Origin of the sequence: Synechococcus sp. O70.1 (genome assembly GCF_047462215.1) — a bacterium.
In the GTDB taxonomy this organism is placed as follows: domain Bacteria; phylum Cyanobacteriota; class Cyanobacteriia; order Thermostichales; family Thermostichaceae; genus Thermostichus.
Genome location: NZ_JANSIT010000005.1, coordinates 1 through 21,275 on the forward strand (window position 1 = coordinate 1; position 21,275 = coordinate 21,275).

The 21,275-nt window shown below is 60.9% G+C and carries 22 protein-coding genes and 1 pseudogene; 7 read left to right on the forward strand and 16 right to left on the reverse strand.

Annotated features, from left to right (window positions below; translation table 11 throughout):
- A pseudogene (locus NW833_RS04025) lies at positions 1-505 on the reverse strand (peptidase M8); the annotation flags it as partial.
- A 158-nt stretch (positions 506-663) separates the two neighbouring features.
- Between NW833_RS04025 and NW833_RS04030 the strand changes: the two are divergent.
- Positions 664-1,932 carry a class I SAM-dependent methyltransferase gene (locus NW833_RS04030; protein WP_414411628.1) on the forward strand — a complete coding sequence of 423 codons (1,269 nt, stop codon included), beginning with the start codon at positions 664-666 and terminating at the stop codon, positions 1,930-1,932.
- A 128-nt stretch (positions 1,933-2,060) separates the two neighbouring features.
- Here NW833_RS04030 and NW833_RS04035 read toward each other — a convergent pair whose 3' ends face one another.
- Complete coding sequence (locus tag NW833_RS04035) at positions 2,061-2,501, reverse strand: Hsp20/alpha crystallin family protein (RefSeq protein WP_414411629.1); 441 nt, start codon at positions 2,499-2,501, stop codon at positions 2,061-2,063.
- A 154-nt stretch (positions 2,502-2,655) separates the two neighbouring features.
- Positions 2,656-2,913 carry a PepSY domain-containing protein gene (locus tag NW833_RS04040; protein WP_414411630.1) on the reverse strand — a complete coding sequence of 86 codons (258 nt, stop codon included), beginning with the start codon at positions 2,911-2,913 and terminating at the stop codon, positions 2,656-2,658.
- Between the two features lie 36 nt (positions 2,914-2,949).
- Here NW833_RS04040 and NW833_RS04045 point away from each other — a divergent pair, with 36 nt between their 5' ends.
- Positions 2,950-4,128, forward strand: a complete 1,179-nt coding sequence (locus tag NW833_RS04045) for an RNA-guided endonuclease InsQ/TnpB family protein (protein ID WP_414411631.1) — start codon at positions 2,950-2,952, stop codon at positions 4,126-4,128.
- 113 nt (positions 4,129-4,241) lie between these two features.
- On the opposite strand, the gene acnB is transcribed toward NW833_RS04045, so the two are convergent.
- From acnB to rpmJ, 11 genes are all read right to left on the reverse strand, one after another.
- Positions 4,242-6,875, reverse strand: a complete 2,634-nt coding sequence (acnB, locus tag NW833_RS04050; RefSeq protein ID WP_414411632.1) for a bifunctional aconitate hydratase 2/2-methylisocitrate dehydratase — start codon at positions 6,873-6,875, stop codon at positions 4,242-4,244.
- A gap of 62 nt (positions 6,876-6,937) precedes the next feature.
- Positions 6,938-8,020 (reverse strand): peptide chain release factor 1, encoded by a 1,083-nt coding sequence (gene prfA, locus NW833_RS04055; RefSeq protein ID WP_414411633.1) that lies wholly within the window; start codon positions 8,018-8,020, stop codon positions 6,938-6,940.
- A gap of 53 nt (positions 8,021-8,073) precedes the next feature.
- A complete protein-coding gene (gene rpmE, locus NW833_RS04060) occupies positions 8,074-8,298 on the reverse strand; it encodes a 50S ribosomal protein L31 (protein WP_414395874.1) in 225 nt (74 codons plus the stop codon).
- A gap of 78 nt (positions 8,299-8,376) precedes the next feature.
- Positions 8,377-8,790 (reverse strand): 30S ribosomal protein S9, encoded by a 414-nt coding sequence (gene rpsI, locus NW833_RS04065; RefSeq protein WP_414411634.1) that lies wholly within the window; start codon positions 8,788-8,790, stop codon positions 8,377-8,379.
- Complete coding sequence (rplM, locus tag NW833_RS04070) at positions 8,787-9,242, reverse strand: 50S ribosomal protein L13 (protein WP_414410439.1); 456 nt, start codon at positions 9,240-9,242, stop codon at positions 8,787-8,789. The genes rpsI and rplM overlap by 4 nt, the downstream gene beginning before the upstream one ends.
- Positions 9,243-9,247: 5 nt before the next feature.
- Entirely contained in the window at positions 9,248-10,093 is an 846-nt protein-coding gene (truA, locus tag NW833_RS04075) for a tRNA pseudouridine(38-40) synthase TruA (RefSeq protein ID WP_414411635.1), read from the reverse strand.
- Between the two features lie 5 nt (positions 10,094-10,098).
- Positions 10,099-10,449: a 50S ribosomal protein L17 gene (gene rplQ / locus NW833_RS04080; RefSeq protein ID WP_414395870.1), complete on the reverse strand. Its 351-nt coding sequence runs from the start codon at positions 10,447-10,449 to the stop codon at positions 10,099-10,101.
- Positions 10,450-10,515: 66 nt separating this feature from the next.
- Positions 10,516-11,508, reverse strand: a complete 993-nt coding sequence (locus tag NW833_RS04085; RefSeq protein ID WP_414395924.1) for a DNA-directed RNA polymerase subunit alpha — start codon at positions 11,506-11,508, stop codon at positions 10,516-10,518.
- Between the two features lie 114 nt (positions 11,509-11,622).
- On the reverse strand, positions 11,623-12,009 hold the full coding sequence (gene rpsK, locus NW833_RS04090; protein WP_414395869.1) for a 30S ribosomal protein S11: 387 nt from the start codon (positions 12,007-12,009) through the stop codon (positions 11,623-11,625).
- Between the two features lie 58 nt (positions 12,010-12,067).
- Positions 12,068-12,451, reverse strand: coding sequence for a 30S ribosomal protein S13 (gene rpsM / locus NW833_RS04095; RefSeq protein WP_414395867.1), 384 nt, complete (start codon positions 12,449-12,451; stop codon positions 12,068-12,070).
- A 149-nt stretch (positions 12,452-12,600) separates the two neighbouring features.
- Positions 12,601-12,717: a 50S ribosomal protein L36 gene (gene rpmJ, locus NW833_RS04100; RefSeq protein ID WP_414395865.1), complete on the reverse strand. Its 117-nt coding sequence runs from the start codon at positions 12,715-12,717 to the stop codon at positions 12,601-12,603.
- 130 nt (positions 12,718-12,847) lie between these two features.
- Here rpmJ and NW833_RS04105 point away from each other — a divergent pair, with 130 nt between their 5' ends.
- From NW833_RS04105 to NW833_RS04125, 5 genes are all read left to right on the forward strand, one after another.
- On the forward strand, positions 12,848-14,752 hold the full coding sequence (locus tag NW833_RS04105; RefSeq protein WP_414411636.1) for a carboxypeptidase regulatory-like domain-containing protein: 1,905 nt from the start codon (positions 12,848-12,850) through the stop codon (positions 14,750-14,752).
- Positions 14,753-14,845: 93 nt separating this feature from the next.
- On the forward strand, positions 14,846-15,868 hold the full coding sequence (locus NW833_RS04110) for a carboxypeptidase-like regulatory domain-containing protein (RefSeq protein ID WP_414411637.1): 1,023 nt from the start codon (positions 14,846-14,848) through the stop codon (positions 15,866-15,868).
- 78 nt (positions 15,869-15,946) lie between these two features.
- Positions 15,947-17,560, forward strand: a complete 1,614-nt coding sequence (locus tag NW833_RS04115) for a phospholipid carrier-dependent glycosyltransferase (protein WP_414411638.1) — start codon at positions 15,947-15,949, stop codon at positions 17,558-17,560.
- Positions 17,561-17,667: 107 nt separating this feature from the next.
- The gene (locus tag NW833_RS04120) at positions 17,668-18,720 is read left to right on the forward strand and encodes a Gfo/Idh/MocA family oxidoreductase (protein ID WP_414411639.1); all 1,053 of its coding nucleotides are present in this window, start codon (positions 17,668-17,670) and stop codon (positions 18,718-18,720) included.
- A gap of 62 nt (positions 18,721-18,782) precedes the next feature.
- The gene (locus tag NW833_RS04125) at positions 18,783-19,634 is read left to right on the forward strand and encodes a sulfite exporter TauE/SafE family protein (RefSeq protein WP_414395855.1); all 852 of its coding nucleotides are present in this window, start codon (positions 18,783-18,785) and stop codon (positions 19,632-19,634) included.
- On the opposite strand, the gene pheA is transcribed toward NW833_RS04125, so the two are convergent.
- Positions 19,625-20,539 carry a prephenate dehydratase gene (pheA, locus tag NW833_RS04130; protein ID WP_414411640.1) on the reverse strand — a complete coding sequence of 305 codons (915 nt, stop codon included), beginning with the start codon at positions 20,537-20,539 and terminating at the stop codon, positions 19,625-19,627. The two genes, NW833_RS04125 and pheA, sit on opposite strands and share 10 nt — an antisense overlap.
- A 5-nt stretch (positions 20,540-20,544) precedes the next feature.
- On the reverse strand, positions 20,545-20,922 hold the full coding sequence (locus NW833_RS04135; RefSeq protein ID WP_414395852.1) for a late competence development ComFB family protein: 378 nt from the start codon (positions 20,920-20,922) through the stop codon (positions 20,545-20,547).
- Positions 20,923-21,275: the final 353 nt, after the last annotated feature.

Below are 21,275 nucleotides of genomic sequence, written 5' to 3' on the forward strand. Positions count from 1 at the left end.
GAACAAATCCTGGCCCTGGCAGTCTGGCTGCCTGTTCAGGCGTCAGGTTGAGGGGAGGTTGCAGCCGCAAAACGGTGTTGACAAAGGTGTTGATGCGGTTGGCGTCGCGGCTCTGCAAGGTGGCAACGGCAAACAAAATAGCCGCATCCCGCACGGTGCCTGGCGTGCCGTCTCCATCAAAGTCAGAAATGGCCACAGGGTTGGGGTTGGCGGTGGTCACCTCAGCTAGGGTGAGGGGGGGCTGTAGCCTCAAGACGTTGTTGACAAAGCTGACAATCTGGCTGGGCTGGGTGATCCCGCTGGCTATGGCAAAGGCAATGGCGGCATCGCGGATGGTTACCGATTGCGGGTTGCCGTCGTAGTAGGCAGCAACGCCTCCTTCTGGGGCGGGCGATGAAGTCTCTGGGCGACTGAGGAGGCTGGGCCCGCTAGCTAGCCCACAAGCAGCCAGAATTCCAAGGAGAAAAGTTGCCATTAACCAAAACAGCCGCTTGCGGGGGCTCATCGAAGGATCCCTCTTCCGCCTTCCTGGCTAGTTACGAAACACCCCACCACTATACCATCCTCAGGCTTTTCTGGATTTGCCTCAGTCTTTTGCTTGCTGTGCAGTACGATAGGGTACGTGCTAAGAGTGTTGGGATACCTAAAAGCAGGGAGATCACCATGGCAAAGACCGCTGTGTCTAACCCCGTCCAGGCGCAGTTTGACGAGTTTCCCTACCCAAATGTGCCAATTGAGCAGACGGTTACCGACAACTTTGCTTTGTTTGCCAACAGCATCACGACGGCCAGGTACCTAAGGGATCGCAAGGTGGTATCCCCGGAAGGCAAGGTGATCCTCAATGCCGGCTGCGGCTCCGGTTGGGAAACCTTAGTTGTGGCAACAGCCAACCCCGGCGCCCGCTATGTGGGAGTAGATATTTCCCCAGAGTCTATCAAGATAGCGGAGCAGCGTTTCAAGTTCCACAAGATCGAGAACGCCCGCTTTTACGTTATGGACATTACCGACATGAGCGCGCTGGGGGAGGAGTTTGATTTTATTGCCTGCAACGACGTTCTCTACCTCCTGGACGACCCAGTTGCCGGTTTGAAAGGCATGCGGCAGGTGCTCAAGCCCGATGGGATCATCCGCACCAATGTTCACAGCCTTTACCAGCGTCAGTTTATCTTCAACATGCAGGAGGCCATGGAGCTGCTGGGGGTGATGGATGAGCCGGCAGCCAAAGCGGTGCCCCTGCTGCGGGAGGTGATGGAAGCGCTCACCGACGCCAGCTTTGTCAAAAGCCACTGGCAAGGAGAGGCCATCAAAACCACAGCGGGTATCCTGGCCAATTTCCTGCTGCGCAGCGACAAGGGCTTTACGGTGCCCCAAGTGTTTGAGATGTTGAGGCAGGCCGGTCTTGAGTTTATCAGCATGGTGAATTGGCAGCAGTGGAAGCTGGAGAGGGTCTTGACTAAGCCAGTGCCCTACTCGATGCGGCAACTCAATAAGTTAAGCGAGGAGCAAAAACTTCACTTCATCGAGCTGATTTTCCCCAACATGACCCGCTTGATTGATTTTTGGTGCGGGCATCCCGGCATTCCCAAGCCCGAGCCGTTTACAAGCGACGAATGGTGGAACGGCACCGTACAAGCCCACCCCCTTTTGGTGAGGTTGGATGCCAAGCAGGCTTTTCTCAACGCCATTCGCGACAACGGCCCTGTCAACATCAACGGCTGGCCGGGAGCTGAGGGGAACATTACCATCGATCCTTTCTCGGTGCGCTGGCTGGTGGATGTCTTCGGCCCTTTGCCGGTGCCGGTGCAATCGCTGGTTCACAAAACCATGGAGATCATGGACTGGACCCAGGAAGAAGCGTTTAGTCAAGTGTTGGCCAACCTGAAGTTTTTGGAAGAACGCCTGGTCATCCTCCTGAATTCTCCGCTGCGTTGACCTACTCCCCTACGGCTATAGCTTGCTTCTGCTAGGCAGTCGCTGGGGAATCTTTGTTCAACGCAAAAAAGGGCAGGCATACCACCTGCCTTTAGCGGATAACCTTAGGGCAGCCTTAGCTCCCCGCCTTAGGAGACAACACTCACCTTGACCACTTGGGCTTTTTCAGAGTCCGCCTTCGGCAAGGTGAGGGTGAGGATCCCATCTTTGTATTCGGCTTTCACCTGGTCTTGCTTGATCCGGCTGGGCAGCGGGATCACCCGTTGGAAGCGCCCGTAGCGGAACTCGCTGCGGGTTACGCCTCTGTCCTCGGAGCGTTTCTCAAAGCGCCGCTCGCCGCTGATGGAGACTGCCTCCGCTGTCGCTTGGATATCCAGATCTTGGGGGTTCAGGCCGGGCAGCTCCAGCCTCAGGGTAATGGTCTCCGGATCCTCGTGCATTTCCACTGCCGGCACGAAGGCAACCGCCTCGGTCTCCGTAGGACGAGCCATCAGCCGGTCAAACATCCGGTTCATTTCCCGTTGAATTTCGTCAATTTCCCGAAAGGGATCCCAGCGAACAAGGGCCATATCCACCCACCTCCTGTTGATTTTCTTTAAGCTTTGCCTCGGAGGCTTTAGCATAGCCTCCGTACATCAGCCTAAGCCGTCTGGCCCAATCAAGGTGTAGAGTTTTCTAGAAATCTGTTGGGGCATTTCCCCTACGAAAAGCAAGCAAAAGCCCTTAGGGCTCTGAACGCCGATAGGGGCGGTGGGAGCTTGTTTGCAACCACAGGCTCAGGCCAGTAGCTACCATAACCAACAGACCCAGTCCGTTTAAGAACGGGTAAACCCCCTGCAGATCGAGGGGGCCCCACTGCCCTTTGTGGATTTGGATGAGCCAGGAGTAGTCGAAGTTTCCGGTGAGGCGGGCCATTTGATAGAGGGATCCCGTTACCACCGTCACCAGCAAGGGTAGACAACGGCAGGCCCTAAAGCTCACAATAGCCTAAGGAAGTTACCCAACGCTACTGGCCCCATGTTGCTGGGCTTTAAAACCCAATTAGTTCTCAACAACAAACAGCGGACACTGGCAGCCCAGCATGCCGGTATAGCCCGCCACGCCTACAACTGGGGCTTGGCTATCTGCAAGCAGGCCATTGAAGCCAAGCAGAAACTGCCCACGGCCATTGATTTGCATAAGCGCTTGGTAGCCGAGGTCAAGAAAGCCAACCCTTGGTACTACCAAGTCTCCAAGTGCGCCCCACAACAAGCCCTCCGCAACTTGGAGCAAGCCCTTAAGCGCTGGCGGAGTGGGCAGGGTAGTTTTCCCCGCTTCAAGCGCAAGGGAGTACGGGACAGCTTCTACCTCGAGGGTAACATCCGCGTTTCCGGCAACCGCATTAAGGTACCTATCTTCGGCTGGTTGCGCTGTGCAGAGCTGCTCCCCACTGCCACACCTAAGAACGTCGTGATTAGCCAGCGGGCTGGGCGGTGGTACATCTCCTTCAAGTATGAGGCCCCACTTCTGCAGGTGGAGCAAACTGGGGATGTGGTGGGAGTGGACTTGGGTGTGAACCGTCTGGCCACCTGCTCCAGCGGGGAAATGTTCGACAACCCCAAGCCTTACCGCAAAGCCCAGAAGCGCTTGGTGAGGCTGCAACGGCGGGTGAGCCGTAAACAGAAGGGCTCTGCCAACCGCAAGAAGGCGGTAATGCAGCTTGCTAGGGCCCACAAGCGGGTAGCGGATATCCGCCTGGACAACTTGCACAAGTTGACCAGCTATCTCGCCAAGAAGTACCGGGTGGTGGTGATTGAGGACTTGCAGGTGCAGAACCTGCTTAAAAACCGCAGCTTAGCAAGCAGTATTGCCGAGTGTGGGCTTTATGAGTTCAGGCGACAGCTAGAGTACAAGGCCCAGCTCTATGGCTGTCAGTTGGTTGCAGCGGATAGGTTTTACCCGTCCAGCCAACTGTGCTCTCGATGTGGTCACCAACAGAAGATGCCACTTTGCCAGCGGGTGTTTCGGTGTGAAAGGTGCGGCCTCGAGCTAGACCGCGACCTGAACTCCGCCCTCAACCTGGTCAGGTGGTATCTGGCTACCTGCAGCTCGCGGGGAAGTGACGCCTGTGGAGATCCCTATGGCGGGGTGGTAGGCGCAAAGCCTACTACTAGCTATGGGTCGTTGAAGCAGGAAGAAAGCGTCAACGCCGAGTAAAGGTCTGCTTTGCTCGGGGTTGTATAACTCTTTCAGAGCGGCCATTGGGCTTGCTCCCAGGTAAGCGCCACCATCCTGCCATGGTAGCAGGCTCAATGCCTTTGCCCCTCTGCTCAAGACTGGATCCCCACCGCCTCTTCCAGCTTGGGCATTTGCTCTCTGGGGATGACCCGTCCCTCGTCCTCAAAGCCAGGGATCTCGTGGAAGTTGAGGTAGCGGTACACTTCGCCGGCAAAGGGCTGGATCTTGGTGGCAACGATCTGCCGGTATTCCTCCACCGTTGGGATCCGCCCCAAGAGGGCGCAGACAGCAGCCAGCTCGGCGGATCCCAGGTAGACCCGTGCGCCTTTGCCCATGCGGTTGTCAAAGTTGCGGGTGGAGGTGGACATGACGGTGGCTCCATCGGCCACGCGAGCCTGGTTGCCCATGCACAGGCTGCAGCCAGGCATCTCTGTTCTCGCTCCAGCAGCGGCAAAGATGCTGTACACCCCTTCAGCGCGCAGTTGCGCCTCGTCCATGCGCGTGGGGGGACAGATCCACAGTTGGCGCACCTTAACCCGCCCCTGGCCTTCCAAGATCTTGGCAGCGGCGCGGTAGTGGCCAATGTTGGTCATGCAGGAGCCAATGAACACCTCGTCAATGTGGATGGGCGTATCGGGGTTGCCGGCCGCGTGCTGGGCGTGGACTTCGCTCAGGGTCATTACTTTATCGGGATCGTTGGGGGCGCAGACAATTGGCTCGGTGATGGTGTTGAGATCAATCTCGATGACGGCGGCGTATTCGGCGTCGGGATCCGCTTCCAGCAGGGTGGGATTGGCCAGCCAGGCTTCCATCTTGGCAATGCGCCGCAGCAGGGTGCGGGCGTCCTGATAGCCGCGGGCAATCATGTTTTTCAGCAGCACCACGTTGGAGCGCAGGTACTCGGCAACGCTCTCAACGCTTAGCTTAATGGTGCAGGCAGCGCAGTTGCGTTCTGCCGAGGCGTCGGTAAACTCGAAGGCTTGCTCCACCTTCAGATTGGGCAGGCCCTCGATTTCCATAATTCGCCCAGCAAAGACGTTTTTCTTGCCCTGCTTCTCGACGGTAAGCAGCCCCCGCTGGATGGCCACGTAGGGAATGGCGTGAACAAGGTCCCGCAGAGTAATCCCAGGCTGCAATTCCCCCTTAAAGCGCACCAGCACCGACTCCGGCATGTTGAGGGGCATCACCCCCATGGCCGCGGCAAAGGCCACCAGACCCGATCCAGCCGGGAAGGAGATGCCCAGAGGAAAGCGGGTGTGGGAGTCGCCCCCCGTGCCGACGGTATCGGGCAGGAGCATGCGGTTGAGCCAGGAGTGGATGATGCCATCGCCCGGCCGCAGGACAACCCCTCCCCGCGAGGCAAAGAAGTCGGGCAGCTCTTTGTGGATTTGGATGTCCACCGGCTTGGGATAGGCGGCGGTGTGGCAGAAGCTCTGCAGCACCAGGTCGGCGCTAAAGCCCAGACAGGCCAGCTCCTTGAGCTCGTCGCGGGTCATGGGGCCAGTGGTGTCCTGGGATCCCACGGTGGTCATCAGTGGCTCGCAACTCGTGCCAGGGCGCACCCCTGGTAGCCCACAGGCTTTGCCCACGATTTTCTGGGCCAGGGTATAGCCTTTGCCCGTGTCGGGGGGCGGGGTGGGGCGGATAAAGAGAGGAGAAGGATCCAGCCCCAGGGCCTGGCGGGTTTTGTCGGTGAGGGCCCGGCCAATCAAAAGGGGGATGCGGCCCCCGGCCCGCACCTCGTCCGGCAAGGTTACAGGCTGCAGGGAAAAGCTGGCGAGAATTTCGCCCGTCTGGGAGCGGATCACGCCCTCGTAGGGATAGATCGTGACCACCATGCCCGTCTCCAATGGGGAGACATCGCACTGGATGGGCAGAGCGCCCGCATCCTCGGCGGTGTTGAAGAAAATCGGTGCAATCGTGCCCCCCAGGATAACGCCCCCGGCCCGCTTGTTGGGCACATAGGGAATGTCGTGGCCAATGTGCCAAAGGAGGGAATTGAGGGCGGACTTGCGGGAGGATCCCGTGCCCACCACATCCCCCACAAAGGCCACCGGATGGCCGCGGCGCTTGAGCTCAGCAATGGCAGCTATGGCCCCCGGTGCCCGCGACTCCAACATGCTCTGGGCGTGAAGGGGGATGTCTGGGCGGGTGGTGGCGTGGGCGGCAGGGGAGAGGTCGTCGGTGTTGATTTCGCCGGCAACCTTGAACACCGTGACGGTGATGGCCTCAGCTAGAGGCGGCTTGGCAGTAAACCACTCCCCAGCGGCCCAGGATTCCAGCACCTGCCGCGCATAGACGTTGCCGGCCTGGCTCAGCTCCAGTACGTCGTGAAAGGCATCGAAGACCAGCAGCGTGTGGCTGAGGGCGCGGGCCGCCGCCGCCGCGATCTCCTGCCGCCTATCCTGCAGCAGCTCCAGCAGTACCTGGACGTTGTAGCCCCCCAACATCGTGCCCAGGAGCTCCACTGCCCGCAAGGGAGGAATGAGGGGGGAGCGCACCTCCTCCTTGGCCACAGCGGCCAAAAAGCCGGCCTTCACATAGGCTGCCTCGTCCACCCCCGGCGGGACGCGCTCCGTGAGGAGGTGCAACAGAAAAGCCTCCTCTCCAGGCGGGGGATCCTTAAGCAGCTCGCACACCTGGCTGGTCTGGGCCGCATTCAAGGGCAGTGGCGGGATCCCTTGCGCCGCACGGGCGGCAGCGTGTTGGCGGTACTCAGCCAGCATGAGGATTCCTTGGGTCACTGACGCAGGTATTCATTCTACCGCCAGAAAGAACCCAGCCCTCCTCAAGAGAGCTCCGCCAACAGCTCCTTTTGGTATAGGCCAATACAAGCTTGGATTAACTCGTCCAGCTCCCCTTCCAAAATTGGCTCGAGCGGGAAATTTTGGTTGAGGCGGTGGTCGGTAACCCGATTGTCCTTGTAGTTGTAGGTGCGAATTTTTTCTGAACGGGCTCCTGTTCCTACCTGCATGCGGCGGGCGGAGCTAATGGAGGCCTGCTGCTCGCGCAGCTTCATCTCGTAGAGCTTGGCCCGCAAAATCTGCATGGCCCGCTGCCGGTTTTGCAGCTGGGAGCGCTCCTCGGTGCAGAAGACGCGGATCCCAGTGGGCTTGTGGACAAGATCCACCGCTGTTTCTACCTTGTTCACGTTTTGTCCCCCTGCCCCGCCGGAACGCGCTGTTCTAATCTCGATATCTTTGGGATCGATGACCACCTCCACCTCGTCCGCTTCTGGCATTACCGCTACCGTGGCCGTCGAAGTGTGGATGCGCCCCTGGGCTTCCGTGATGGGTACCCGCTGGACCCGGTGCACACCGGCCTCGAACTTGAGCTTGCTATAGACTTGATCGCCACGGATTTCCAGGATGGCCTCTTTATAGCCGCCCATGTCGCCCTCGGAGAGGCTGACCAAGCGCACTGACCAGCCCATCTTCTCGGCATAGCGGGTGTACATGCGGGCTAGATCAGCTGCCCACAGGGCTGCTTCCTCTCCCCCAGTGCCGGCGCGGATCTCCAACATGATGTTCTTTTCGTCGTTGGGATCCCGGGGCAGCAGCAGCAGGGTAAGCTTTTCCTCCAGTTGCTCCTGACGGGCGCGCAGCTGCTCCAGCTCTGCCCTTACCATTGCCTCCAGCTCCGGGTCAGAGGCCGCCTCGCGCAAAAGCTCCTCCGTCTGCTTGAGGTCGCGAGTTAGCTTTTGCCAGTCATGGAAGGCCTGCACCGTTGCTTCCAGGGAGGAGCGGGCCTTGGCGATTCGCTGCAGCTCCGCAGGGTCTGTCGCCACCTCGGGATCCGCCAGGCGCACCGTCAGCTCCTGGAAGGTAGCTTCGACGTTTTTGAGCTGCTCGATGAGTTGAGCAGAAGCCATAGGTCTAAGTCAGCAAGAAACCCAAGCCGTCCTGAGCAAGGCAAGGGAAAGCTCTACTGGGCTTTCTTGCCACTGCTCATGCCGTACTTGCGCATGAACTTCTCCACTCGCCCTTCGGTGTCGATGATCTTTTGGGTGCCGGTGAAGAAGGGGTGGTTGCCAGACCAGACTTCAACCCTGAGCTCTGGCTTGGTGGATCCCACCGTCATGACCACCTCGCCGTTGCAGATGACTTTGGCCTCGGGGTACCACTGGGGGTGAATGCCTTTCTTGGGCATGAGAGCCTCCTCCCTGGGTGGATATAAGCCTGTAACAAATGTCTATCAACCCAATACCTACCGCCGCAATGCCGGCCCTTACCGCTTCGAGTACTGAGGAGCTTTGCGGGCTTTGCGCAAGCCGTACTTCTTGCGCTCCACAGCGCGGGGATCGCGGGTGAGGTAGCCCTCGGCCTTGAGGGGGCCGCGGTTGGAGGGATCCAGCTGGCAGAGGGCGCGGGCTACCCCCAGCTTGATGGCATCGGCCTGGCCGTGGAGGCCGCCCCCATGGGCTCGCGCCAAGATGTCGTAGGAGTCCTCTAGGCCAAGGAGCTCCAGCGGCGCCTTGACGCTGGCCAGGAACGCCGCCTGGTACTGCAGGTACTCCTCGCCAGGCCGGTCGTTGATGATGATCTTGCCCGTGCCAGGAACCAGGCGCACGCGAGCAATGGCAGTTTTGCGGCGCCCAGTTCCCCAGTAGACGGCTCGCGGGTTGCTGGCTGTCTGAGTCATGCTTGGGCTCCTGGGATCGTGTGGATGGGATAGACCTGTGGCTGCTGGGCCTGGTGGGGGTGGTGGGGGCCGGCGTACACTTTCAGCTTGGTAAATTGCCGCCGCCCTAGGCGGGTGTGGGGCAACATCCCCTTCACCGCTTTCTCGATCACCCGCTCTGGCAGGCGGGCTTGCAGTTGGGCAAAGGTCTCCACCTTCATCCCGCCAGGACGGCCCGAGTGGCGGCGGTAGAGCTTTTGGGTGCGCTTTTTGCCGGTAACCACCACTTTCTCAGCGTTGATGACGATCACGTAGTCCCCCGTATCCAGGTGGGGGGTGAAGTTGGGCTTGTGCTTGCCGCGCAAGAGGTTGGCCACCACTACCGCTAGGCGGCCAAGGCGCTGGCCAGCCGCATCGATCACGTACCAGCGCGGGGCCAAGGTGGAAGGGGTAGGAAGGGGAGTCTTGTTCATGGCAGCTAGGAGAGAGAAGGGACAAGAGAAAGAACACCTGCCGGCCAAGAAAGGGATCCCCAGAAGGGCAAGGAGGGAGGAAAGCGTTGGCCAAAGGGATCCCTAGCATAGCCCACATCCAACAGGCACAGGCCCTGTGGAGGGGCGCTGTAGCGGGTGCGCATCTGGCTCCAGTCGTTGTGTTGCCAGAGGTGGACAAATTGCTGGGGGCTGAGCTCGCCCCGGCCCACCACCTCGAGAGACCCCACCAGCAGCCGCATCATCCGGTAGAGGAAGCCGCTGGCCTGCACTTCGATGCTGATGAGATCCCCTACTCGTTGGCAGAGCACCTCCTCCACCCGCACCCACGAGTGCGGTCGATCGGATCCCCGCCGGCGGAAGGCTTCCAGGTTGTGCTCCCCCAAAAGGGAGCGTAGCGCCTCGGCCATTGGCTCCACCTGCAAAGGCCAGCGCACTTGCCAGCTAAAGGGCCGCCAGAACACATCTGGGCGCTCGCGATTGAGAATGAGGTAGCGGTAGCGGCGCCACCTGGCGGAAAAGCGGGCATGCCAGTCCTCGGACACAGGCGCTGAAGCCAGTACCACTATATCTTCCGGTAGGCAGTCGTTGAGCACCCGTGCCCACTCCGTGGGCGGAATGCCGCAGGTGGTGTCGAAGTGAGCTACTTGGCCAGCCGCATGTACCCCGGCGTCGGTGCGCCCTGCTCCGTAGAGGGTAACGGGGTGCCCGGCCCGCGAGGCAATGGCCTCCTCTAGTACCCCTTGTACGGTGCGGTGGCCCGCTTGCCGTTGCCAGCCGCGAAAGTCCCTGCCCAGGTACTGAATCTTTAGGGCAATGCGACGGCTTTGCATGAAGCCTACACCAACTCGATGACGGCCATTTCTGCCCCATCGCCCCGCCGGCGCACGGTGCGCAAGATGCGGGTGTAGCCTCCCGCTCGATCTCGATAGCGCTCGGGCGCCTGCTCAAACAAGGAGCGCACCAGATCCTTGTCGTAGATGTAGGCCAGGGCCTGCCGCCGCGCTGCCAGGGAGCCGTCCTTGGCTAGGGTAATCATCTTCTCGGCTGTGGCCCGAACAGCTTTGGCGCGGGCTTTGGTGGTAACAATTCGCCCTTCCCGTAGCAAGGCCGTGGTCAGGGCCCGCAGCAGAGCCTTGCGTTGGTCAGCAGGCTTGTTGAGATGAGGAGTACGACGGCGGTGGCGCATGGTAGCCTCTGCTTTTTGTCCTCGAGTTTCAGGCAGCTTGGGGTTTCGAGCCCCACCCTGGGCAGGCTAGGTCCTGCTCCTTTCGCGGGGCAGCGTCAGGCCAAAGCGGTTTTTCAAAGCTTGCACCACCTCTTCGGCGGATTTCTGGCCAAAGTTTTTGATCTCCAGCAAATCTTCCTCGGTATGGAGCAGCAGATCCGCCAGAGTGTGGATCTGGGCCCGCTTGAGGCAGTTGTAGGCCCGCACCGAAAGCTGCAGCTCCTCGATGGGGATTTGGTTTTTCTGGGTGTCCTCCGCTGGCTGGGGGGCTGCTGGGGTGTCAAAGCTAACCTCCTGCAGCGGCGAGAACAGACCTACCAAAATGCGAGCTGCTTGGCTAAGCGCTTCCTGGGGAGTAAGGCTGCCATTGGTCCAGATCTCCAGAACTAGGCGATCTTTTTCCAAAGACTGCCCCACCCGGGCTGGCTCGACGGTGTAGTTGACCTTGCGCACCGGCATGAAGACGGAGTCAATTTGGAGAAAGTCAATGGCCATGGATTTGCTGTCGGCGTAATCGACGGCGCGATAGCCCCGTCCACGGCCAATCATGAACTCCATCTCCAGGATGGCTCCCTCCGCCAGCGTGGCAATGTGGTGACGGGGGTTGATCACCTCTACGCCGCTGGGCAGCTGCAGCTTTTCAGCGGTCACTTCCCCCGGCCCCTGCGCTACTAGGCGGCCCACCTGCGGCTCAGGAGAGCTGGAGCGCAGAACCAGCTCCTTCATGTTGAGCAGGATCTCCATCACGTCTTCCCGCACCCCGGGCACGGTGGAAAACTCGTGGCTTACCCCGGCAATGCGTACAGCCGTCACTGCCGTGCCTTCGAGGTTGGAAAGCAGCACCCGGCGCAAGGCGTTGCCTACCGTGATCCCCTGACCGCGCTCCAGCGGCCCTAGGGCAAATTTGCCGTAGTAAACACCATTGGCTTCCTGATGGGATTCGAGGCACTCAGTTTGATAGGGAGCAGCACTGGCCGCTGCTTTGCTGGTTGAATGGTGGAGGGTTCGGCTGGTTGGCATCATGGCGTAGCCCTGTCTGTCTGGCTGGCTATGCGTTGGAGAAGGTAGTCCCCCTCTGGTGCTGGGGGCTAGGATTCTAAAAACAAGCTCTTGGCTTCCCTAAAAGTCGGGATCCTAGACGCGCCGCCGCTTGGGAGGCCGGCAGCCGTTGTGGGGAATGGGAGTGATGTCACGAATGAGGGTGATTTCTAGGCCTGCCGCCTGGAGAGCTCGAATGGCTGTCTCTCGACCGGCTCCGGGACCGCTGACCATGACCTCAATCTGCCGCATGCCGTTCTCCATGGCTTGCCGCGCTGCGCTCTCTGCTGCCACCTGGGCGGCAAAGGGAGTACCCTTCTTGGCACCTTTGAATCCAGTAGAACCTGCCGAAGCCCAACACACGACGTTGCCGTTGGGATCGGTAATGGTGACGATGGTGTTGTTAAAGGTGGACTGGATGTAGGCCACGCCGTTGGGGATATTTTTCTTGACCTTGCGTCCGCGCCGTTGCTGCTGAGCCATGACCTCTGCGTCCTTGTTGACTTAAAGTAAGGTGTACGGAGATTGGGGGGAACAGGACTTACTTCTTGGCTGGCGGTTTCTTCTTGCCAGCTACCGTTTTCCTAACTCCTTTGCGGGTGCGGGCGTTGGTGCGGGTGCGCTGGCCGCGCACAGGCAACCGCAGGCGGTGACGCCGACCTCGGTAGGTGCCGATGTCAATGAGGCGCTTGATGTTCATCGCCTCCTGACGGCGCAGATCCCCCTCCACCTGGTACTCGTTTTCCACCACAGCCCTTAGGGCGGCTATCTCCGCGTCGGTGAGGTCGCGGGTGCGGGTATCGGGGTTGATGCCCGTCTTGGCCAGAATTTGGCGGGAGCGAGTTAGCCCAATGCCGTAGATGTAGGTGAGGGCAATCTCAATTCGCTTGTCTCGGGGGATGTCAACGCCCGCAATTCGTGCCATGGTTAGGGGTACCTTTCCAACAAACTCAAGTAAACTGGCTTCCTAAAGTTGAGTTGTTGCAGTCGGGAAGTGCCTTGCCAAAGGCATGGCTTAGGCTGCACCAACTGCCCCTTGTTTCCAGCGCTGCCTCACTCCTCCGTCCCCTACTTTTACCCTTGCCGCTGTTTGTGCTTTGGGTTGGCAGGACAAATGACCATCACCCGGCCACGGCGGCGAATGACTCGGCACTTTTCGCAGATTCGTCGGACGGAGGGCCGCACCTTCATGGCTATCCTGCCAAAACCAGCGAATATCCATTCTACGGTCACCGGGACAAGCTGTCAAAAATTGTTTGGGCTTTCTCGGTGGGTTGGCTATGCTGGTTGGGCAAAGGAGCAGAGCAGGGCTGGGGATCAAATGCGCTGGCAGTGGCTGGTTGTGGTGGGCGGCCTGCTAGGTCTGGGATCCACGGTTTGGGCCCAGGAAATGCCGGTGGCCTCTCAAGACGCTGCCGGGCCCCTGACGATGGAGAAGTTGTTACCCCTGCCCAGCTCGGCGGATCGCATTGACGGCGTGCCGGAGCGGGGGTGGCTGGCGGTGGGGCTGCTGGAAGCCCAGGCGGTAATGCTGCTGGAGGGGTCGAGCGGGGATCCCCTGTGGCAAGTGGCGGTGGGCTTTGCCCCCAGCGTGGTGCGGGTGGATGCGGCCCGGCAAGTGGTCTATGCCTCTGGCCTCGAGGCTCCTGGGGTGGTGGCCCTCGATCTGCTCACGGGGGATTTGCTCTGGACTTATGGGCTGCCGGCAGGAGTCTTGGATATGGCTGTGGATCCTGCCAGGGGACGGGTTTTTGCCTCCCTGCCCGCCGCCCAAAGCTTGGCGGTGATCCATTGGGGGGAAGCGGAGCAGCCTCAGGCTCGCCACTTGCCGCTGCCCGGCCCCCCTTTGGCTTTGGCCTATGACGCCCGGCAGGGAGTGCTATTTGTGGGCCTGGGTGGCGGGGATCCCCTCAGTGTGCTGGTGGTCAACCCCGACAATGGCGAGCTGCTGGCCCGCTGGCGCGGCGGCCATACTCCAGAGGCAATGGCGTTGGATGCCCAGCGGCAACGCCTGGTGGTGCTCAACTCGGGTAGCCAAGAGCTGACCGTGCTGGATCTGAGCCGCAGCGGCAAGCTCCTGCAGCGAGTTGGCCTAGATTGGCGGCCGACGCGGCTGGCCCTTTCCCCCGATGGGCGCTGGGCCTACGTGAGTGCCCGCAGCAGCGACCGCCTGCAAATTGTGGATCTAGAGGCGGGGCGACTGGTTACCTCCCTACGGCTGGAGGGACAGCCGACAGGCTTGGCGATGCTGGGCGATGGGGATCTGTGGGTGGTGGCGGCAGGGATCCCAGCTCTGCGCCGTCTAGAAGCGCAAGTGGGCAAGAGCAAGACGGAGGCCCGCCAGGAGGAGGTTGCCTCTGCAGGCCAGCGCGGTGTGGTGACGGGACGGGTGCTGGATATTGCCGGCCAGCCTGTCCAGACTGGGGTTGTCCGCCTTGCTGCCACCGCCACCCAACCCCAACAGACAGTTCCCATTGCCGCCGACGGCACCTATGTCTTGCCAGAGCTGCCGGCGGGGCTGTACCTGGTGGATGTGGAGGTGCCGGGGTTTCCCCCCACTAGCACCCAGGTGGAGGTGCGGGCTGGTTTTGTGTCCACCCAAAACATTCGCCTGCCGCCAGGGCAGCCGGCCCACCAGCCGGAGGGCATTGGCCTGTTGCCGGATGAGCCGGTTTACTCGGATGAGCTGGCCCGGCACCTCAGCGTTGCCCTTCAGGAGCTGCAGCCGCAGCGGCCTGTGATCCTCCTGAAGGGACCGCTAGGGCCAGATCCCCGCTTTGAGCCGCTCCTGCCACTTGTCCAGGGCCTAACCTTGTTGGATCGGGATGAGCGCTACACCGCCGACTTGGCCAAGCTGAAGGCCATCGGCGATGCCCTCGGCTTGCGCTACATTCTCCTAACCCACCTGCAAATCTCGCGGGATTACAACCGACAGGGCAGCCCGCTGCTGAATATGGCCCTGCGCTTGCTGGCGCCGGCAATCCCGGTGGAGATCCCCAACTTTACCCCTAACCAGCTGCGCAGCCGTGGTGTGGTGGTGGTGGTGGACTTGCAGAAGGATCGGCCAGGGGATCGGGCTCGGTACTACGAGGCCTATGGGCGGGATGACGTGGGCGGGGAGCCGCTGTTTGAAGATGCGGCGGCGGGCCTGTTTCGGCTGCAGGTGCGCAACATGGTGCCTCTCTTTATCCAGCAATGGCAGGCCAATAACCCCTTTGCTGGGTAAACTACCCCACGGCTAAATCTGGGGGCTGCCGCGCCGCCTCCTTCAGTGAGGAGCTTGCCTGTGGAGAACCCCCTGCAATTGGCGGACGTCGTCATGGCTGTTCTCGTTTTCCTTTTCTCGCTGCAGCGCAGGATTGGCCGGGGCGGCCTGGCGCTTGGCAGTTGGCTAGCCCTGGCTGCGGAGGTCTCGGCCCAGGCTCTGGCCACCCCCCCTCTCCCTCTGACGGCGTTGTTTCCCCACCGGGATCAGGCGGAATCCCAGGCGCGTCTGGTGGGGCAGGTGAGCAACAGCCTGGGGCAGCCGGTGGCCGGGGCGCAGGTGCACTTAGAGGGCTTGGAGAACCTCGCTCAGCCCATCCAAACGGACGAGCAGGGCGCCTTCGAGCTCAACCAAGCCCCGGCTGGGCGCCGGCTGCTGACGGTGTGGCACCCCGATTACGAAAAGGCAGAGCAGGAGATCCTGCTGCAGGCAGGCCTGACCACCCCTGTGGAGGTGGTTTTGCAGGTGCCCCTCCGGCCCCAGCCGCGGCGTCGCCTTGGCATTTTGGGGGTGGGAGGGCTGGACCATACCCGGCTTTTGAGCCAGCGCCTGGCCATAGAGGTGGTGCGCCTGGGTCTGATCCCCAACACCGAGAAGGTGGTGCCCCTGGACAACCGCCGCCTGCAGCCGATCCTGCGCCAGGTGGGCTGGCCCATCTACGAGCTGTTTGAGTGGGATCGCCGCAAGCCAGAAGCGGTGAGCCGGTTTTTCGACTACCTAGGCCTGGAGGCCATTGTCATCGCCCGCGTCGATGTCCTCACCCGCCCGACTTCGCCCACTGAGGTAAGCCTGCGCTCCCGCAGCCGCCTGGAGCTGTGGAGATTTGACGAGCAGGGCAACCTCGTGGCGGAGGTTCTGGCGGAGGCCAGCCGCAACCAGGTGGAACGGGGCAACCTCAACGCCGACGACCTGGCCCAGCTCTACCAAATCCAGGTCACGCAAATGGCCGCCGAAATTGGATCCCGCTGGAAAAAGAACCACCCGCTGGCCTCTTACCTAGAGCTGACCCCAGGCGAGGCCCCAGTGCCACCTTCGCGCCTGGATACGGCCGTGGAGCTGGTCATTCCCACCTCCTAAGGGCTTTAAGTAGGGGCTGGCCTAGCAACGGCGGCAGGTTAAAGTAGCACTGAGGATCCCTGCTGACGTCTCCTGCCCATGGCTTCACCCCACCAACCCGCAAGGCCGGAAGGGGATAAGCCCCCCCTTGCTGCCTCTGCCCGCGAAGGGGTAGCCACTGGCAACTTGCCCCCAGAGGCAGCAACTGCCGCTCTGGCTGCAATTGGGTCCGCAGGAGAGCGCCGCTGGCTGCTGGGGGGAGCGCTTGGGATCTTTCTGATGAGCCTGGGGCTGCGCCTATGGCGACTGGCCGAGTTGCCGGCGCCGGTGTTCGACGAGGTGTATTTTCCTCAATTTGCCCAAAATTACCTCGACGGGAAGCCCTTCTACGACGTACATCCGCCCCTGGGGAAGTACTTCATCGCTCTCAGCATCCAACTCTTTGGTCGCAACGAGTGGGGCTTTCGCCTAGCTACCGCCTTGTGTGGGTCCTTGATTCCGCTTTTGCTGGCTGGCTTGGCCTATCGCCTCACCTACCACGTGGGCTTTGCGCTCCTAAGTGGGGCTCTGCTGCTCACGGACGGGGTGTTTCTCGTGGAGTCCCGCTTTGGCCTGATTAACGTGTACCTGGTTGCCTTTGGCCTAGCGGCCTCGATTTTGCTCCTAAGCGGGCTGGAACGCCGCGGTTGGCAGCGGACTCTTCACCTCACCGGCTCCGGCATCCTCCTGGGGGCGGCGGCTTCTGTGAAGTGGAATGGCCTCTGGTTTGCTTTCATGTTTGCCCTCCTGGGGATCCTGGTCTGGGGGGTGGTCTGGCTGCGCCCGCAGTGGATCCCAAGGCTAGGGATCTTGAGCCAGATCCGCCACCTGCGCTGGTGGCACTATGCCTTTTGCTTTGGCCTTGCGCCGCTGGCCTTTTATGCCATCCAGTGGATCCCACACCTGCAGCTCAACCCGCAGCAGGGGCTGACGCTGGATTGGAGCTGGACCGGGATCCAGAACTACTTTCGCTCTCTAGTGCTCATCAATCAGGCGGTTTACAGCGGGCACCTGCATGCTGATCTTGTGGTCGATGAAAACACCCCCGTTCACCCCTATTGCTCCACCAGCTTGCGCTCCCTGGTGGCCTGGTTCCCAGCGCTGCGCCCTTGGCTGACCACCCCCTTGGCCTCGGCGGGGGCCTGGTCTTGGCCAGTTATGGGCCGCCCGGTGGGCTACTACTTCAGCAGTCAGGGCAACCTGTGGCGAGCAGTCCATGGCCTGGGCAATCCCTGGCTGTGGTGGCTGGGGACAGGCTCGATCCTGGTGCTGGTCTGGCGCGGGATCCGCCGCTTCCACGGCCTGGAAGCCTTTATCTTAATTGGCTACGCGGCCAACTACCTGCCCTGGTTCCTCGTCAGCCGCTGCGTCTTCATCTACCACTACATGAGTGCTCTGGCGTTTAGCACCCTGGCCCTGGCCTGGCTGGTGCTGCTGGGCTGGCGGCACTACCGTCGCTTCTGGCGGCGGGTGAGCTGGATGGCGGTGAGCTTGGTTTTGGCGTCTTTTCTCTTCTTCTTCCCTGTTTGGTTTGGCCTTCCCCTCAGGCCAGACCAGTTTTATGCGCGCATGTGGTTCCGCCCCACCCCGACACCGCTCTTCTGCTTTAGCCCCCAGGCCTGCGAGCGAGCACCCCTACGCCTGCCGCCTGTTCCTGGCTTGAACTGGATTTGAGGGGGGCATGGTAAGCTTTGGGCAGTTTGTCTAGGAGAAGCTGGGCTTCCTTGCCGGAAGGCGGGGTGTGGTTTGTTAAGCGCTTGTGGTGGAGGTAGTGGTAACCTATGGCTCGATCCTGCCCGCGTCCTGCCAACTCTCCCCGCCGTTACCCTGGCCAGCCGGTTCCTGTCGGCGTCATCGGGGTCGGCAACATGGGCCAGCACCATGCTCGCGTCTTTAGCCTGATGAAGGACGTGCAAGTGGTGGGCGTGGCCGACATCAACGTGGAGCGGGGCCTGGATGTAGCCAGCCGCTATCGAGTCCACTTCTACGAAGACTACCGGGAGCTGCTGCCCCACGTGGCCGCCGTGGCCATCGCCGTTCCCACCGTTCTTCACCACGAGGTGGGTATGGCCTGCCTGGAGGCGGGGGTACACGTGCTCATTGAAAAGCCCATTGCCGCCAGTATTGCCGAGGCAGAATCCCTGGTCAACCGCGCCGCCGACTGCAATTGCATTCTGCAGGTAGGACACATCGAGCGCTTTAGCCCCGTCTTTCAAAGGCTGGGGCAAGTTTTGCAGCGCGAAGAGCCGCTGGCTTTTGAGGCCCACCGACTCAGCCCCTATTCCGACCGGGCCAGCGACGTGTCGGTGGTGTTTGACCTGATGATCCACGACATCGACCTGTTGCTGGAGCTGATCCCTTCCCCTGTAACCCAGATTACTGCCAGCGGCAACCGCGCCTCCAACTTAGGCTATCTCGACTACGTCACGGCCACCCTCACCTTTGCCAACGGCGCCATCGCCACCCTCACTGCCAGCAAGGTTACCCACCGCAAGGTGCGCACCATCGCCGTCCACTGCAAAAATGCCCTCGTGGAAGCCGATTTTCTCCACAACGAGATCTCGATTTACCGCCAGGGAGGCAGCAGTAGCCACGAGTACGGCCAAGTGCCTTACCCGCGGGAGGGCCTTATCGAGAAGGTTTATATCGAACCTATTGATAAGCTGCATGCCGAGCTAGAGCATTTCATCAACTGTGTGCGGGGCGGCAGCCAGCCTTCGGTGGGCGGGGAGCAGGCCCTAAAGGCCCTAAAGCTGGCCTCAGAGGTGGAGCGGATTGCTCTAGATGGCTGTGCCTGGCGCGAAGCCAAGCCTCGCTGCAGTTTCTTGCCGTAGCTCCCTAGGGGAGGAGAGCCAAAGCCTTGGTAGGAAAAAATCTAGCTTTGGCAATAGGCGGCGTGGCAACAGGGATCTTGGCCGGCCTTTTGGGTATCGGCGGCGGCACGATCCTGGTGCCCTTGCAGGTCAGCTTGGGGATCCCGCCGCTGCAGGCGGTTGCCACGAGCAACTTTTCCATGCTCCTCACCTCCCTAGCAGGCAGCTTCCAAAACTGGCGCAGGGGAATGCTGGATCCCAAGCGGGTGATTCTGCTGGGGATCCCGGCTCTGTTCACAGCCCAAGGGGGGGCAATCCTTGCCAGTCACCTGCCCGGCTATCTGTTACTAGCGGCCTTTGGGGTGCTGTTGCTAGCGAACATTTACCTGGTGGAGCTGGGCAAAACCGCGGTCGCCCACGCCCAAGGGTTGGGGAGGCCAGGTGCTGCGGCCGGCAGGACGAAGTCCCCCGATGCAGGGAAACTCGGCAACCGCTCTGCTATTAGGATCCCGATGCCTCCCTGGCTGGCCCGCATCCTGACCGGGGGCGCTGCCGGCTTGTTGGCGGGGCTTTTCGGCATTGGCGGTGGCATTATCCTGGTACCGCTGCAGATCCTGCTGTTGGGGGAAGCCCTCAAGGTGGCCATCCAAACCAGCTTGGGAGTGATTGGGATTACAGCCGCTGCTGCCACCTTCGGCCATGCTGGCCTGGGCGATTGGATGGCGAACGCCCTGGGCTTTGGGGAGGGCACCCTCCGCCAGAACGTGCTCTGGATTCCCGGCCTCATCTTGGGGATGGGGGGATTAGCCGGCGTTCAGGTCAGCACCCGCCTCTTGCCCAGATTGCCCGAGGCAGTGGTCAGGCTACTGTTGCGCAGCTTTCTGGCCCTGGTTTCTCTCTACGTTTTTTGGCAGGCCTGGCAAAGCTACGAATAAACCGGATTGCCTTGGCCAAGCAGATCCCTGTAGTTCTGCTTGCTGAGGTCATGGACAGGGTAGCTGCCAAAAAGTTTGAGGATCTCGGCAATGGCCTCCAAGGCCGCAATGACCTCATCAGGCAGATAGGGTTGGCCGACCGGGTTTTCCAGATCGACAAAGAAGACGTAGGTTCCCGCCGATTTCTTGGTGGGGCGGGACTCAATGCGCGACATGTTCAGGCCCCGCTCGGCAAAAACTTGCAGCGGCTTCAGCAGCGCTCCTGGCACATTGTGGGGCAGGCTAAAGGCCAGGGAAGTGTGGGATCCCCCCGGTGAAGATCCGCAGCGGCCCACCACCCAAAAGCGGGTGGAATTGTCCGGGTGGTCGTTGATTGGGCAGGCCAAGACCGGCAGTTGGTAAAGCTCTGCAGCCCGCTCTGAGGCGATGACAGCAGCTTTGGGCTGGCTTTGCAGCCGCTCCAGTTCTTCGGTGGTGGAGCGGGTTGGGATCAAGGTGGCCTGCGGCAGGTGGGATCGCAACCAAGCCTGACATTGGGCCAAAGCTTGCGGGTGGGAATAGACCTGCTCAATCTGCTCTAGCCGGGAGGCACAGCTGATGAGGGCATGGCGAATTGGCAGGATGAGCGCCTGGCGAATGCTTAGCCCTTCCAGTTGCCAGAGGGCATCTAGGGTCATCGAGACGCCGCCCTCGATGGAGTTTTCTACCGGCACCACTGCCCAGGCCTGCTCGCCGGCAGCCACCGCTTCCAAGCAGGCGCTAATGGTGGGGTAGGGCACCAAGGGATGGGATCCCTGGCTGTGGAGGTGGGGCTGCTCGGGACAGGCCAGCAGGGCGGCTAGCTCCGTATAGGTTCCGGCAGGGCCTAGAAAAGCCACTGGCGCAGACGAAACGATGGAGTCCATTCCCTCTAGCTTTCTTGTTCAGAATTGCTGTCGGCTAGCTCTAACTCTACCGTCTTGGCGTTGCGCAGCCGCAGGGGACAGTCAGGTTCTGGACAGAGAGGATTGGCCGCCACCCGCTCCATGGCCTTGGTCACTTCCAGGCGAATTTGCCTCTGTAACTCCTGATCCGCCTGGATAGCCTCTAGGGTGTATATAGAGCCTTCAAAACTAGTAGTGTAGCGGGGCTGGAGGTTGTTGAGGGCCAGCGCAGCGGCATCGTGACAGAATCTTTCGCACAAGCAGTAGCGCTGCTGGCTTTCCATGAGCAGCAGCTCGTTCACCATCTCCAGAACAGCCCGCTCCATCTGATTTTCCAACTTCTTCAGAGGTTTGCGTGCTTCCATGGGTGGGATCCCCTCGCCGTTGTTTTCGTTGTCTTAAAAGTCTTATAAAGGCTTAAGGCCGCTGCCAACCTCTCTGGAAAAGTTGCCGCTCTTTGGCTGGGAAATAACTTCTCCCGCTTTCCTTCCTTCACATAGAGAGGGGACTCGGGACTTGTGTTCCCAGTTTCGGGAGCGCTTGCACCTAACGTACCCGAAAGCAACGCGGTTATCAACTTGCGTCTCAAAGGGTCTGGGGGGAAGAACTAGTCGCCCGGCCAGGGAAGTCCGACCCTAGATTCCCGGGTCAGCCTCCTGCTGCAACCCTGCCTTAGAGCCTTGCAAGAAGCCGGCCATACTAAGCCTCCCCTTCCGGC